12 protein-coding genes and 1 riboswitch are annotated in these 13,838 nt (G+C 63.4%); of the genes, 6 read left to right on the forward strand and 6 right to left on the reverse strand.

Annotated elements, in window-relative coordinates; all coding sequences use genetic code 11:
- Nucleotides 1–115: 115 nt before the first annotated feature.
- The 3 genes from mmsA (at nt 116) to araD1 (ending at nt 4,229) form a co-directional block, all read left to right on the forward strand.
- Nucleotides 116–1,648: a multiple monosaccharide ABC transporter ATP-binding protein gene (gene mmsA / locus A9K65_RS32070; protein ID WP_013533633.1), complete on the forward strand. Its 1,533-nt coding sequence runs from the start codon at nt 116–118 to the stop codon at nt 1,646–1,648.
- Nucleotides 1,645–2,931, forward strand: coding sequence for a multiple monosaccharide ABC transporter permease (gene mmsB, locus A9K65_RS32075; protein ID WP_013533634.1), 1,287 nt, complete (start codon nt 1,645–1,647; stop codon nt 2,929–2,931). Before mmsA ends, mmsB begins: the two co-directional genes overlap by 4 nt.
- A gap of 305 nt (nt 2,932–3,236) precedes the next feature.
- On the forward strand, nt 3,237–4,229 hold the full coding sequence (gene araD1, locus A9K65_RS32080; protein ID WP_013533635.1) for an AraD1 family protein: 993 nt from the start codon (nt 3,237–3,239) through the stop codon (nt 4,227–4,229).
- A 171-nt stretch (nt 4,230–4,400) separates the two neighbouring features.
- On the opposite strand, the gene A9K65_RS32085 is transcribed toward araD1, so the two are convergent.
- The gene (locus A9K65_RS32085; RefSeq protein ID WP_050596217.1) at nt 4,401–5,174 is read right to left on the reverse strand and encodes an ABC transporter substrate-binding protein; all 774 of its coding nucleotides are present in this window, start codon (nt 5,172–5,174) and stop codon (nt 4,401–4,403) included.
- A gap of 100 nt (nt 5,175–5,274) precedes the next feature.
- Nucleotides 5,275–6,369 carry a 2'-deoxycytidine 5'-triphosphate deaminase gene (locus A9K65_RS32090; RefSeq protein WP_027161719.1) on the reverse strand — a complete coding sequence of 365 codons (1,095 nt, stop codon included), beginning with the start codon at nt 6,367–6,369 and terminating at the stop codon, nt 5,275–5,277.
- 74 nt (nt 6,370–6,443) lie between these two features.
- Nucleotides 6,444–6,521: riboswitch (SAM riboswitch) on the forward strand.
- 57 nt (nt 6,522–6,578) lie between these two features.
- On the opposite strand from A9K65_RS32090, the gene A9K65_RS32095 reads away from it, so the two are divergent.
- Nucleotides 6,579–7,769: an O-succinylhomoserine sulfhydrylase gene (locus A9K65_RS32095; protein WP_064995695.1), complete on the forward strand. Its 1,191-nt coding sequence runs from the start codon at nt 6,579–6,581 to the stop codon at nt 7,767–7,769.
- 7 nt (nt 7,770–7,776) lie between these two features.
- Here A9K65_RS32095 and A9K65_RS32100 read toward each other — a convergent pair whose 3' ends face one another.
- Nucleotides 7,777–8,928 carry a ceramide glucosyltransferase gene (locus A9K65_RS32100; RefSeq protein ID WP_064995696.1) on the reverse strand — a complete coding sequence of 384 codons (1,152 nt, stop codon included), beginning with the start codon at nt 8,926–8,928 and terminating at the stop codon, nt 7,777–7,779.
- A 233-nt stretch (nt 8,929–9,161) separates the two neighbouring features.
- Here A9K65_RS32100 and apaG point away from each other — a divergent pair, with 233 nt between their 5' ends.
- Complete coding sequence (gene apaG / locus A9K65_RS32105) at nt 9,162–9,554, forward strand: Co2+/Mg2+ efflux protein ApaG (protein WP_013533640.1); 393 nt, start codon at nt 9,162–9,164, stop codon at nt 9,552–9,554.
- Between the two features lie 47 nt (nt 9,555–9,601).
- Here apaG and A9K65_RS32110 read toward each other — a convergent pair whose 3' ends face one another.
- From A9K65_RS32110 to A9K65_RS32120, 3 genes are all read right to left on the reverse strand, one after another.
- Complete coding sequence (locus tag A9K65_RS32110) at nt 9,602–10,633, reverse strand: Hsp33 family molecular chaperone (RefSeq protein ID WP_013533641.1); 1,032 nt, start codon at nt 10,631–10,633, stop codon at nt 9,602–9,604.
- Between the two features lie 110 nt (nt 10,634–10,743).
- The gene (gene argF / locus A9K65_RS32115) at nt 10,744–11,655 is read right to left on the reverse strand and encodes an ornithine carbamoyltransferase (protein WP_013533642.1); all 912 of its coding nucleotides are present in this window, start codon (nt 11,653–11,655) and stop codon (nt 10,744–10,746) included.
- A 17-nt stretch (nt 11,656–11,672) separates the two neighbouring features.
- Nucleotides 11,673–12,872, reverse strand: a complete 1,200-nt coding sequence (locus A9K65_RS32120) for an aspartate aminotransferase family protein (protein ID WP_063170013.1) — start codon at nt 12,870–12,872, stop codon at nt 11,673–11,675.
- A gap of 358 nt (nt 12,873–13,230) precedes the next feature.
- Here A9K65_RS32120 and A9K65_RS32125 point away from each other — a divergent pair, with 358 nt between their 5' ends.
- The gene (locus A9K65_RS32125; RefSeq protein WP_064995697.1) at nt 13,231–13,749 is read left to right on the forward strand and encodes a GcrA family cell cycle regulator; all 519 of its coding nucleotides are present in this window, start codon (nt 13,231–13,233) and stop codon (nt 13,747–13,749) included.
- Nucleotides 13,750–13,838 lie beyond the last annotated feature (89 nt).

Consider the following 13,838-nt stretch of genomic DNA (forward strand, 5'->3'; position numbering starts at 1 on the left):
CAAAGGTCAGGGGGTCCTGCGCAACGCAGGGCCCCTTTTCGTTCACCAGCGAGCCCGGTATTGTCACCGACCTCGCCGGCAATGTTTGCCGAGCTCTCAAGGAGCGGTAGTCCCCATGGCCCCGACGATTTTGGAGATGCGCGACATCACCAAGACGTTTCCCGGCGTGAAGGCGCTGTCGAACGTCAATCTCAGCGTCGAGGAAGGCGAGATCCACGCCGTGGTCGGCGAAAACGGCGCCGGCAAGTCGACGCTGATGAAGGTGCTGTCGGGCGTCTATCCCTCCGGCACCTATGACGGCCAGATCATCTTCCAAGGCCAGGAATGCCAGTTCAAGGGCATCCAGGACAGCGAACACAAGGGTATCGTCATCATCCACCAGGAGCTAGCGCTGGTGCCGATGCTGTCGATCGCCGAAAACATCTTCCTCGGCAACGAGCACGCGAAATTCGGCGTCATCGACTGGGACGCCAACGAGGAGCGCACCAGTGCGCTGTTGAAGAAGGTGGGCCTCAAGGAGGACCCCAAGACGCTGATCACCAATATCGGCGTCGGCAAGCAGCAGCTGGTCGAGATCGCCAAGGCGCTGAGCAAGGAGGTCAAGCTCCTGATCCTCGATGAGCCTACGGCATCGCTCAGCGAAAAGGACAGCCAGGCGCTGCTTGACCTGCTGCTCGAATTCAAGCGGCAAGGCATGACCTCGATCCTGATCTCGCACAAGCTCAACGAGATCAACCGGGTCGCCGACAAGGTGACGGTGATCCGTGACGGGCGCACCATCGAGACGCTGGCCAAGAAGGACATCTCCGAAGACCGCATCATCACCTCGATGGTCGGTCGTTCCCTCGACGACCGCTATCCGCCGCGCGAGCCTGATATCGGCGAGATCGTGTTCGAGGTGAAGAACTGGTCGGTCTATCACCCGCTCCATGCCGAGCGGCAGGTGATCAAGGGTATCGACATCAATGTGCGCAAGGGCGAAGTGGTGGGCATTGCCGGGCTGATGGGCGCCGGCCGCACCGAATTCGCCATGAGCCTGTTCGGCCGCTCCTACGGCCGCCGCATCACAGGCGAGGTGCTGCTCAAGGGCAAGCCGATCGATGTGTCCTCGGTAAGCAAGGCGGTCCAACACGGCATCGCCTACGTCACCGAGGATCGCAAGACCTACGGGCTCAACCTCATCGACCATATCAAGCACAACATCACGCTGGCCAATCTCGGCGGCGTGGCCCGCCACAGCGTGATCGACGACATGCGCGAGCTCGCCGTTGCCAACGACTATCGCAAGAAGACCAATATCCGCGCTTCCAGCGTCTATCAGTTGACCGGCAATCTTTCCGGCGGCAACCAGCAGAAGGTGGTGCTGTCGAAATGGCTGTTCGCCGACCCGGACGTGCTGATCCTCGACGAGCCGACACGCGGCATCGATGTCGGCGCCAAGTACGAAATCTACACGATCATCGCGCGACTCGCCTCGGAGGGTAAGGCGATCGTGGTCATCTCGTCGGAAATGCCGGAATTGCTCGGCATCACCGACCGCATCTACGTCATGAACGAAGGGCGCATCGTGGGCGAAATGCCCGCCGCGGAAGCAAGCCAGGAAAAAATAATGCGCGCCATCGTTCGTGGAGAAGGAAAAGCAGCATGAGCACCGAAAGCGCCCCCGCCCCGCACGGCAATGTCGCCGAAGAGCAGCGTCCACGCATCGCCGTCTCGGCGCTGGCGACGAACCTGCGCGAATACGGCCTGATCATCGCGCTGATCGTCATCATGCTGTTCTTCCAGTTCACCACGTCGGGAACGCTGTTCAAGCCGGTGAACCTGAGCAATCTGGTGCAGCAGAACTCGTTCATCATCGTGATGGCGCTGGGCATGCTGCTGGTGATCGTTTCCGGCTATATCGACCTCAGCGTCGGATCGGTCGCCGGTTTCATCGGCGCGCTGGCGGCAAACATGATGGTCATCTGGCAACTTGGACCGCTCAGCAATCCGCTGGTGGTTTCGATCATCTGCCTCGTCGTGGGCGGCCTGATCGGGGCGGCGCAAGGCTACTGGATCGCCTATCACAGAATACCGAGCTTCATCGTGACACTGGCCGGCATGCTGATCTTCCGCGGCATCTGCCAGGCGCTGCTGGGCGGCGGATCCTCGGTCGGTCCGCTTCCCGACGACTTCAAAATGCTCAGTTCGGGCTTCATCCCGGATGTCATCGGCCCGCTGACGCTGATCCCGCCGACAGTGAACGCGGCCGGCAAGACCATCATGGGCAGCGGCCTGACGCTGCACATGACGACGATCGTGCTGGGCCTGATCGCCGTGCTGGCCTATGCCTATTTCGGGGTGAGGACGCGTCGCAAGCGCGAACGCCATGGCTATGAGGCCGAGCCCTTTGCCCTGTTCGTCGTCAAGACGCTGGTCGCCAGCGCCCTGGCGCTGTTCCTGGTCTATGAGTTCGCCAGCTACAGAGGCCTGCCGGTCGTGCTGCTCGTCATGGGCGTGCTGATCTCGCTGTTCGTCTTCGTCACCAAGCGCATGACCATCGGCCGCCGTATCTACGCCATGGGCGGCAATGCCAAGGCCGCGCAGCTGTCAGGCATCAACACCGAGCGGCTGACGCTGATGGTGTTCATCAATATGGGCGTGCTGTCGGCGCTCGGCGGCCTGATCATCGCGGCGCGACTGGGACAGGCGGTGCCGGCCGCGGGCCTCGGCAGCGAGCTCGACGTCATCGCCGCCGTCTTCATCGGCGGCGCCTCGGCGATGGGCGGCGTCGGTCAGGTCATCGGCGCGGTGGTCGGCGGCTTCATCATGGGCGTGATGAACAATGGCATGTCGATCATGGGCGTCAATGTCGACTGGCAGCAGGTGGTCAAAGGCCTGGTGCTGCTCGGCGCCGTGATCTTCGACGTCTACAACAAGAACAAGGCTTGAACGGACTTAAGAGCAATTCCAGGAAAAGTGTGAAACGGTTTTCCGCCCGGAATTGCGCCTAGACAATGAGTTAGAGCGGTTCGCCGTTTCCGTGAAACGGTGAACTGCTCTGGTCGAGGAAAGCAGGAGGCATACGATCGCGACGCTGCCGGCAACCCGCCGGTAACAGAAGTCCCTGAGGGACCAGGCCCGCGAGCGCAATCCGAACTGAGAATTTAAACCGTGGCATGGACGAGGTCCCGGCCGCGCTGAGCAAGGTTTGCCGTTTTGGCAGCCCTGCCAAGGCAAATGAGAGAGGATTCATCATGCTGATCTCCCAGATCCTTGACGACGCCGAGACCATCCGCGTCGTCGCCCGCAATGGCGGCAAGACCCGGATCATCAATGGCGCCCGCAGCGTCTATTCGCTGGCGATGGAGGCCGCCCGCACCGGCGTCGGCCTCGTCGCGCTGATCGAACGCAAGGGGCTTGGCGAGACGGTCGATCTCGAGGCCGCTTACAAGAAGGGGCGGCTGCTGTCGCCGATCAATCACCCCGATCCGGCGCATCTGCACCTGACCGGCACCGGGCTGACGCATCTCGGCTCCGCCGCGACGCGCGATTCCATGCACAAGAAGCTGAGCGCCGACGGCGAGGAGCAGCTCACCGATTCCATGAAGATGTTCCGCATGGGGCTGGAGGGCGGCAAGCCGGCGAAAGGCCAGATCGGCGTGCAGCCGGAATGGTTCTACAAAGGCAACGGCACGATGGCGGTGGCACCAGGCGCCGCACTCCTGTCACCGGCCTTTGCCAAGGACGCCGGCGAAGAGCCCGAGGTCGCCGGCATCTACGTCATCGGCGACGACGGCGCACCTTTCCGCGTCGGCTTCACGCTGTCGAACGAGTTTTCCGACCACGTCACCGAGCGCGTGAACTATCTGTTCCTCGCGCATTCCAAGCTGCGCAACGCCTCGTTCGGGCCGGAGATCCTGATCGGCGACCTGCCGTCCGACATCCGCGGCACCTCGCGCATCGTGCGCGACAGCGAGGTGCTGTGGGAGAAGCCGTTCCTGTCCGGCGAAGCGAACATGTCGCACACCATCGCCAACCTCGAACATCATCATTTCAAATACGCGGCCTTCCGCCAGCCGGGTGACGTGCATGTGCACATGTTCGGCACGGCGACACTGTCCTTCGCCGACGGCATCACGACCGAGGCCGGCGATGTCTTCGAGATCGAGGCCGGGGATTTCGGCCTGCCGCTGCGCAACCCGCTTGAGATCGAGCAGCCGGTGAAGGTGGCTGTGAAGGCGCTTTGAGAGCGCGCCTTTCCTTCTCCCCAAGTGGGAGGTGGATCGGCGCGTTAGCGCCGAGACGGATGAGGGGTGTTCCAGCGGAGTGAAACGTTGGCGTTCCCTGGAACACCCCTCATCCGTCGCCTCCGGCGACACCTTCTCCCACAAGGGGAGAAGGAAAAAGGCGCCTCTGCCTCAATAGATATCGAAGTCGAAATACTTGGCCTGGATCTTCTTGTAGGTGCCGTCGGCGACGATCGCGTCGATGGCCGCGTTGAGCTTGTCGCGCAGGGCCGTGTCGTCCAGGCGCACGGCGATGCCGGCCTGGGTCTCGGTACCCTTGACGTCGCCGACCAGCTTGCAGCAGCCGTCGCTTGCCTTCTTCAGCCAGTCCATCAGCACGAACTTGTCCGAGATCACGGCGTCAAGACGACCGTTGGTCAGGTCGGTGATCGCCTCTTCCTGGGTGGGATAGAGTTTGGCCTCCGCGCCCGCCTTGCCATATTCATTCTGGGCATAGTCGGCTTGCGTGGTCGAAGCCTGGGCACCGACCGTCTTGCCGGCAAGGGCCGCCGGTTCGGTCGAGGTGAGATCGGTGTCCTTCGGCGCCACCAGAGCCAGCGGTGTCGTATAATATTTGTTGGTGAAGGCGACCTGCTTCTTGCGCTCTTCGGTGATGCTCATCGAGGCGATGATGGCGTCGAACTTCTTGGCCTGCAAAGCGGGAATGATGCCGTCCCAGTCCTGGGTAACGATCTCGCATTCGACCTTCATCTGCGCGCACAGCGCATTGGCGATGTCGATGTCGAAGCCTTCCACCTTGCCGTCAGCGGTGATGGTGTTGAACGGCGGATAGGCGCCCTCGGTGCCGATCTTGATTTTCTCCGCCGCCTGCACCGACGGAGAGCCGGCCAGCATTGCCAGCATGGCAGCGCCCGCCGCCGATATGACCCATTTCGAAAATCGCATTTTCTTGGTTCCCCTTGAACGCCGCCAGCTTGACGGGCGGCAAGGCAGCCAAGCATGCCGAACCGGCACAGGCAAGTATTTTGCCTTGGGGCAATGAGTGTCAGCGCGCGGCGCGGAAATGCTTGGACAGCTTCAGGCCCTGCGCCTGGTAGTTGGAGCCGAGATCGGTGCCGTAGAGTGCCTGCGGCCGCTTCAGCATATGCTCGTAGACCAGCCGGCCGACGATCTGGCCGTGGTCGAGGATGAACGGCACTTCATGGCTGCGCACTTCCAGCACCGCCCGGCTGCCGGTGCCGCCGGACGCGGAATGGCCGAAGCCCGGATCGAAGAAGCCGGCATAATGGACGCGGAATTCGCCGACCAGCGGATCGAAGGGCGTCATCTCGGCGGCGTAGAGCGGCGGCACATGCACCGCCTCCTGGCTGACGAGGATGTAGAATTCATCGGGGTCGAGCACCAGTTCGCCGGCGCCGCTCTTGTGGATCGGTTCCCAGAAGTCGACGACTTCCTGGGCCGCGCGCTTGTCGACATCGACGAGGCCGGTGTGATGCTTGCCGCGATAGCCGACCAAGCCGCTTTGATCGCCGTTGAGGTCGATCGACAGCGCGATGCCGCCGCCGGAAATGTTCGGCGGCTCGGTGGCGACCAGCATCTGCGTGCGATGCAGGTCGTGCAACTCGGCTTCCGAGAGCAGCGCATTGCCGATGCGGAAACGGATCTGCGACAGGCGCGACCCGGTGCGGACGACGATCGGGAAGGTGCGCGGGCTGACTTCCAGAAAGAGCGGGCCATGATAGCCGGCGGCGATCTTGTCGAACTCGTGGCCGCGATCGGTCATGACGCGGGTGAAGATGTCGAGCCGCCCGGTCGAGCTCTTCGGATTGGCCGAGGCTGAAATGTCCGCCGGCAGCGCCAGGCTTTCAAGCAGGGGCACGATATAGACGCAGCCGGTCTCCAGCACCGCGCCCTCGGCCAGATTGATCTCGTGCAGCTGCAGCCGGTCGAGCTTTTCCGAGACCTTGTGATTGGGGCCGGGCAGGAAGGAGGCGCGCACCCGCCAGGCCTTGTCGCCGAGCCTGAGATCAAGGCTGGCCGGCTGGATCTGGTCGGCATCGAGCGCACGCGCCGACTTCAGCGCGCCGGACTGGAACAGCGCCGATATGTCCTGGTCGGGAAGAATGCCTGTCTGCCGCAAGGCTCCACTCCTGCTTGGTACAAACCTCTTAATGAAGCCGGCAATTGACGCAAGCGCGGTGCGGGTCTAAAGGGTCGTTATCCCGTGGTGATTTGGCCGGTCGGCTTGCAGCCACGTTAAACAAGTCGCTAAAGGACCGTCGGGCCGCAAGGCCGTATGGACCGGTTGCGACTTTCGCGGCCGGTTTTTTTGTGTCTGGAAGAAAAGCGATGAGCACCAAGAAGCGCAACTGGAAGCCTCAGACGGCACTCGTGCACAGCGGAACGCTGCGTTCCGGTTTCGGCGAAACGTCAGAAGCGATCTATCTCACCCAAGGCTATGTCTACGAAACGGCGCAAGCCGCCGAAGCCCGTTTCAAGGGCGAAGAGCCGGGTTTCATCTATTCGCGCTACGCCAATCCGACCGTCGACATGTTCGAGAAGCGCATGTGCGCGCTGGAAGGTGCCGAAGACGCGCGCGCCACCGCGTCCGGCATGGCGGCGGTGACGGCCGCCCTTCTGTGCAGCGCCAAGGCCGGCGACCATATCGTGGCGGCACGCGCGCTGTTCGGCTCCTGCCGCTGGGTGGTCGAGACGCTGGCGCCGAGATACGGCATCGAGGCGACACTGGTCGACGGCACCGACATCGCCAACTGGGAAAAGGCGGTCAAGCCGAACACCAAGCTGTTCTTCCTGGAAAGCCCGACCAATCCGACGCTGGAAGTGGTCGATATCGCCGCTGTCGCTTCGCTTGCCAATTCGATCGGCGCCAGGCTGATCGTCGACAATGTCTTCGCCACGCCCCTGCAGCAGAAGCCCTTGCAGCTCGGCGCCCATATCGTCGTCTATTCGGCGACCAAGCACATAGACGGCCAGGGGCGCTGTCTCGGCGGCGTCATCCTGTCGGACAAGAAGTGGATCGACGAGAACCTGCACGACTATTTCCGCCATACCGGCCCAAGCCTTTCGCCTTTCAACGCCTGGACGCTGCTGAAGGGCCTGGAAACGCTGCCGCTGCGCGTACGCCAGCAGACGGAAAGTGCGGGCCGGATCGCCGATTTTCTGGCCGAACGGCCGGAAATCGCGCGCGTCATCTATCCCGGCCGCGCCGACCATCCGCAGGCCGACATCGTCAAGAAGCAGATGTCGGGCGGCTCGACGCTGATCTGCCTGGACGTCAAGGGCGGCAAGCAGGCGGCCTTCGCCTTGCAGAACGCGCTCGACATCGTCCTGATCTCCAACAATCTCGGTGACGCCAAGAGCCTGATCACCCACCCGGCGACGACGACGCACAAAAATCTCAGCGACGAGGCGCGCGCCGAGCTCGGCATCGGGCCGGGCACGCTCAGGCTGTCGGTTGGCCTGGAGGATACCGACGATCTGCTCGAGGACATCGCGCAGGCGCTGAAGGGGGCCAGGTAGGAGGCCTTCAGGCGCCGGACGGCGTCTCTTCCAGCTCGGCCGTCTTGGTGCCGATGGTCATCGCATTGCCGCGCCAGTCGACGGCGCCGCCGAGCCAACCGCGCCCCCACATCGCCGGCAGGATCAGGTCGCGCGCCATGATCGCGGCGACCATGCGTGGCGACAGGTACCAGCCCTTGGACCAGGCCAGGGCGCACTCCGGAAGATAGAAGGCCGCCAGCACGGCAAGGGCGGTTGCCCAGAGGCTGAAGCCGGCGCTTGCCGCTGCAATCAGCGCAAGCACCAGCGGCACCACGGCGCCGGTCAGGATTTCGGGTGCGAAGAACAGCGGGAAAGTGACGCGGCGCAGGCGCGCCCAACGGGCCTGACGCGACCAGATCTCGTCAAACGAGCGCCGGCCAAGCGGCTGCTCGAAGGGGGCGGCGACGAGATTGACGCGCAGGCCGAGACTGTTCACCAGCTTGGTCGCAGCGGCATCCTCGGCGATCTCGGCGGCCAGCGCGCGGATGCCGCCATTGGCATCGAGCATCGGCTTGTTCCAGAGCATGCTCTTGCCCTGGGCAAAGCCGAGGCCGAGCGCCTCACCGGCATATTGCCAGCGCGCCTGCAGCGTGTTGAGGAAAGCGCATTCGACCTCGGCCCAGAAGCCGGCCGGCCGCGAGCCGATCGGCGTCGAGCAGACAAGGCCGGTGCCGGGCCGCCAGGCAGCCATCAGGTGCTGGATGTAGTCCCTCGGCATCAGCACGTTGGAATCGGCCAGGACGACCCAGTCGTGCCGCGCCGCTTCCCAGCCCTTGACGCAATTGTTGAGTTTCGGATTGGCGCTGATGCGGTCGTCGCCGACAAGCAGCCGGGCCGGCACTTTCGGAAACCGGACGATCGTCCTGTTTATCAATTTGACCACCGGATCGTCGGCATGGGCGACGCAGAAAATCAGCTCATAGCGCGGCCAGTCGAGCGAGAAGGCGCGCTCCAGCGTCTCCTGCGTGAACGGCTCGACGCCGCGCGACGGCACGACGATCGACACCGGCCGCGGCTTGCCGGCCGGCGGCGCAATGGTGCGACGCCGTCTCAGACGCGACGCGGCGAGCACGATGCTGGCGAGATTCGAGAGGATGAGGACGGTTGAAAGCGTGGCGGCTATGAGAGTGAGTTGCATCGAGATCCGGTCACTCCAGGAAAACCGGTCCGCAAGATGGCCGGTTTCAACAGTTCAACAGAGCGCCCGAGTCGCGCGTCACCAGTCCGCGCACACCATCATTGTCATATGTCACTTAAATGACATTCTTTGTCGGCACCTGCCCGCGAGGTCGGCCAGAGGAGGCTTCGATCGGTTGACCTAACCGCACGGAGCGCCGAAAGTTCCGCTGGAACCGTTTTTTGGAGCCGCTTATGTATAGCGCCGTCACGCGCAACATCGAAGTGCAGGTCAGGCCGTTCTATCTGGAGGACCGTTCGGATCCCTCTGAGAACCGCTATGTCTGGGGCTATCAGATAACGATCGACAATCAGTCGGACGATTTCGTGCAGCTTCTGTCGCGCTATTGGCACATCACCGACGGCACCGGCCGGGTCGAGGAAGTGCGCGGCCCCGGCGTGGTCGGCGACCAGCCCGAACTCAATCCCGGCGACAGCTACCAGTACACGTCCGGTTGCCCGCTCTCGACACCGTCCGGCATCATGGTCGGGCATTACACGATGCGCAACAAGCGGGGCGAGACGTTCGACATCGCCATTCCGGCGTTTTCGCTGGACTTGCCGGGGACGCGGCGGACGGTGAATTGATTTCGCCTCACCGGCCGCGGAGCGACCGGTGAGGCGTGGTTTCTACTCTACTGGGCCGCAAATTCCGCCGGGTCGAAATCATATTGCTTCGAACAGAATTCGCAGGCGACGTGGATGCCGCCGTCTTCGGTGCTGTCCTTGATCTCCTGGGCGGAAAAACCCTCGAGGATGCCGCGGATCTTGTCCCTGGAGCACGAGCACTGGTCGGCGACCGGAACGCCGCCGAAGACGCGCACGCCATGCTCGTGGAACAGCCTGTAGAGCAGCCGCTCGGCGCCGATCGTCGGGTCGATCAGTTCGGTCGGCTCGATGGTGCCGAGCAGAGCCAGCAACTCCTGCCAGGAATTGTCGACCGGATCGTGGATCTCCTCACGCGGATCGCCATCGCCGCCCGGCAGGTCCGGGACGCGCATGCGCTCGGGCGACTGCGGCAGGAACTGCGCCAGGATACCGCCGGCGCGCCATTGCTCGCGGGCGCCGCCGGGACCGGGCGTCAAAAGCTTGGCCACCGACAGCCTGATATCCGTCGGGATCTGCTCCGACTGACGGAAATAGGTGCGTGCCGCGTCTTCCAGGGTCTCGCCATCGAGCTGGACGATACCCTGATAGCGCTGCGTATGGGCGCCCTGGTCGATGGTCAGCGCCAGCACGCCACTGCCGAGCAGCGTCTGCTGGGAGGTTTCGCCCGCCGCGACCAGCGCTTCCAGCCGGTCGGCATCGAAACGCGCATAGGCGCGCAGCGCCGAGGGCGTGGAAAAATCCGCAACCAGCATGTCGACGGGTCCGTCGGTGCGGGTCTGCAGGATGAACTTGCCCTCAAACTTCAGCGAAGTGCCGAGCAGCACGGTCAGCACACAGGCCTCCGCCAGCAGGCGGGCGACCGGCTCGGGATAATCGTGGCGGCTGAGGATGGCGTCCAGCATCGGCCCGAGTTGGACCGTGCGGCCGCGCACGTCGAGAGGGCCGACCTCGAACGGCACGACGTGATCGTCGCCGGCATAGCCGAATTCGCCGAGTTTGGGGTGATGTTCAGTCACTTGATAGGTTTCCAACATGACAAAGCTCCAGGGCGCGGCCATGCCGCCCTCCGGGGCGCATGCGTCGAAACGCGCTTGATTTGCGTGATGCGGCGCAAATAGGCATCACACGCCCGCAGATCAAGCTCCCAGGGATCAAGCGCCCAGACACTTCAAGCGCCTAGACACCAGGCAAGCACGGCCTTCTGGGCATGGAGCCGGTTCTCGGCCTCGTCGAAGACCACCGAATGCGGTCCGTCGATAACCTCGTCTGTCACTTCCTCGCCGCGATGCGCCGGCAGGCAGTGCATGAACAGCGCGTCCGGCTTGGCTCTCGCCATCAGCTTGGCATTGACCTGGTAGGGCGAGAACACATTGTGGCCGCGGGCGCGATGCTCCTGGCCCATCGACACCCAGCAATCGGTGACGATGCAGTCGGCCTGATCGACGGCTTCCTCGGGCGAGCGGGTGAAGTGCAGCTTGCCGCCATGCGCCTGCGACCAGTCGATATGCTTCTGCGCCGGCTCGCTGCCTTCGGGAACGGCGACGTTGAGGTTGAAGCGGAACCGGGCCGAGGCCTCGAGCAGGGAATGCAGCACATTGTTGCCGTCGCCGGTCCAGGCGATGGTCTTGCCGGCTACCGGACCGCGATGTTCCTCGAAGGTCATGATATCGGCCATCAACTGGCAGGGATGGGTATCGTCGGTCAGTCCGTTGATCACCGGCACGGTGGCGTTCTCGGTCAATTCCAGCAGCCGCTCATGCGAGGTGGTGCGGATCATGATCGCATCGACATAGCGCGACAGCACCTTGGCGGTGTCGGCGATGGTCTCGGAACGGCCGAGCTGCATCTCGGTGCCGGTCAGCATGATGGTCTCGCCGCCGAGCTGCCGCATGCCGACGTCGAAGGAGACGCGCGTGCGCGTCGACGGCTTGTCGAAGATCATCGCGAGCACCTTGCCTTCGAGCGGTTTGGTGCGCTCGCCGGCCTTGAGCCGCGCCTTTCGCACCACCGCGTCGTCCAGCATCAAGCGCAGGTCGCCTTCGGAAACGGTGGAAAGATCGGTGAAATGGCGAACTGACATCAGCAATGATTCCGGGATTACTTCGCCGCGGCGGAAGCGATCGCCTCCGCCAGGCCCTTGGCGCCGGCGCGGATGCGGTTGAGCGCGTCATGGATCTCGGCGTCGGTGACGGTGAGCGGCGGCAACAGGCGAATGACGTTGTCGCCGGCCGGAACCGTCAGCAGGTGCTGGTCGCGCAAGGCCATGTTCACCTTGGTGTTGGGCATGGCGCATTTGAGGCCGAGCATCAGCCCGGCACCCCTGATGTCCTCGATGATTTCGGGAAACTCGTCGGCGACCGACGCCAGACCCTGCTTCATCAGCAGCGCCTTGCGCTGGACATCTTCGAGGAAGCCGTCTTCCAGCACGACATCGAGCACGGCGTTGCCGACCGCCATGGCAAGCGGGTTGCCGCCGAACGTGGTGCCATGCACGCCGGCGGTCATGCCGACAGCCGCTTCATCCGTGGCAAGGCAGGCGCCCATCGGAAAGCCGCCGCCAATACCCTTGGCAATCGCCATGATGTCGGGCGTTACACCCGACCATTCATGTGCGAACAGCTTGCCGGTCCGGCCGATGCCGCACTGGACCTCGTCGTAGATCAACAGCAGGCCGTGCTGCTCGCACAATTGCCTGAGCCGCTTCAGCGACTGCGTCGGCACCGGGCGGATACCGCCCTCGCCCTGCACCGGCTCGATCAGGATCGCGGCCGTCTCCGGCGTGATCGCCTTTTCGGCGGCGTCAATGTCGTCGAAGCCGACCTGGTCGAAACCTTCGACCTTGGGGCCGAAGCCCTCGAGATACTTGTACTGGCCGCCAGCCGCGATGGTCGCCAGCGTGCGGCCATGGAAGGCGCCTTCGAAGGTGATGATGCGGAAGCGCTCGGGATGGCCTTTGACGAAATGGTAGCGCCGCGCCGTCTTGATCGCGCATTCCAGCGCCTCGGCGCCGGAATTGGTGAAGAACACCTTGTCGGCGAAGGTGGCGTCGGCCAGCCGTTCGCCAAGCCGGCTCTGCCCGGGGATCTCGTAGAGGTTGGAGACATGCCACAGCTTGGCTGCCTGCTCGGTGAGTGCGGCGACCAGGTGCGGGTGGCTGTGGCCCAGCGAATTGACGGCGATGCCGCCGGCGAAATCGAGATATCGCTCGCCCTTGTCGGTAATCAGCCATGTGCCTTCCCCGTGGTCGAAGGCCAGGGGTGCGCGAGCAAAGGTCTCGTAAAGCGCCGAACCGCTCATTATATGCGTCTCCGGTACCGGAAAATCAAAAAAGCCGCCAAAGCGGCGGCCTGTGCGGCTTATCCTGTTTTTCGGCCATGAAGTCAACGAAAACGTCGCGTAGTGGCGCGCGGCAAGCCCCTCGACGGGACGCCGGCTCATAAGCGACCGGGCAAGTTGGGGAAAACCGAAAAAACCGATTCGTGTTGCACTTGGGACTCTTGTCACCGAGTCAGCGCATAGAGTAGTTGTAGTCGAGAAATAACTAGATTTCGTGCGGCGGACCTAATCACCAGATATATGTGGTGTCTGCCCTGGCAAATGTTGCCGGGTCGGGAGAAGGATTCCGATTGCCGCACGCTTAGAGGAGCGCGGTCTCATGAACTGGACTGACGAGCGGGTAGAACTCTTGAGAAAACTGTGGTCGGAGGGTCTGAGCGCAAGCCAGATTGCTGCGCAGCTTGGAGGGGTCAGCCGCAATGCGGTCATCGGGAAGGTGCATCGGCTGAAACTGTCGGGCCGCGGTCGCTCGACCGCCACGCCGGCACGCCAGAAGAAGGCAGCGCAAGGATCGACCATCCAGAAATCGGTATCACGCGCCGCAACCACGGCACGCCATGTCACGACATCGGTCGGCGCCACTGCTTTGCAGACGCAGTTCGACGCCGAACCCGTGGCACGCCATTACATCCGCCCGGTCGAAAATGTCGTGCTGCCGATCTCGCGGCATCTGCAGCTGGTCGAGCTGACCGAGCGGACCTGCAAATGGCCGAACGGCGATCCGCTTTCAGAGGACTTCCATTTCTGCGGCAACGATGCCGCCGAAACCGGTCCCTACTGCAAGTACCACGCCCGCGTGGCATTCCAGCCGGCATCGGAGCGGCGGCGGAGCAGGTAGATAAGGGAATAGGGGAGTAAGGCAGTAGGGCAGTATGTGCGCGGAAAGTCGCGCTCACGAAATGCCACCCTACTGCCCTACTGCCCTAC

The sequence above is a fragment of the Mesorhizobium sp. WSM1497 genome, assembly GCF_001672455.2.
GTDB classification, from domain to species: Bacteria; Pseudomonadota; Alphaproteobacteria; order Rhizobiales; family Rhizobiaceae; genus Mesorhizobium; species Mesorhizobium ciceri.

Bases quoted from the DNA above. Each gene is read 5' to 3' on its own strand.
- araD1 (WP_013533635.1), top strand. From the start codon at position 3,237: ATGCTGATCTCCCAGATCCTTGACGACGCCGAGACCATCCGCGTCGTC.
- mmsA (WP_013533633.1), top strand. From the start codon at position 116: ATGGCCCCGACGATTTTGGAGATGCGCGACATCACCAAGACGTTTCCC.
- A9K65_RS32110 (WP_013533641.1), bottom strand. From the start codon at position 10,633: ATGGCCGCGCCCTGGAGCTTTGTCATGTTGGAAACCTATCAAGTGACT.
- A9K65_RS32125 (WP_064995697.1), top strand. From the start codon at position 13,231: ATGAACTGGACTGACGAGCGGGTAGAACTCTTGAGAAAACTGTGGTCG.
- A9K65_RS32120 (WP_063170013.1), bottom strand. From the start codon at position 12,872: ATGAGCGGTTCGGCGCTTTACGAGACCTTTGCTCGCGCACCCCTGGCC.
- A9K65_RS32100 (WP_064995696.1), bottom strand. From the start codon at position 8,928: ATGCAACTCACTCTCATAGCCGCCACGCTTTCAACCGTCCTCATCCTC.
- A9K65_RS32095 (WP_064995695.1), top strand. From the start codon at position 6,579: ATGAGCACCAAGAAGCGCAACTGGAAGCCTCAGACGGCACTCGTGCAC.
- argF (WP_013533642.1), bottom strand. From the start codon at position 11,655: ATGTCAGTTCGCCATTTCACCGATCTTTCCACCGTTTCCGAAGGCGAC.
- apaG (WP_013533640.1), top strand. From the start codon at position 9,162: ATGTATAGCGCCGTCACGCGCAACATCGAAGTGCAGGTCAGGCCGTTC.
- A9K65_RS32085 (WP_050596217.1), bottom strand. From the start codon at position 5,174: ATGCGATTTTCGAAATGGGTCATATCGGCGGCGGGCGCTGCCATGCTG.
- mmsB (WP_013533634.1), top strand. From the start codon at position 1,645: ATGAGCACCGAAAGCGCCCCCGCCCCGCACGGCAATGTCGCCGAAGAG.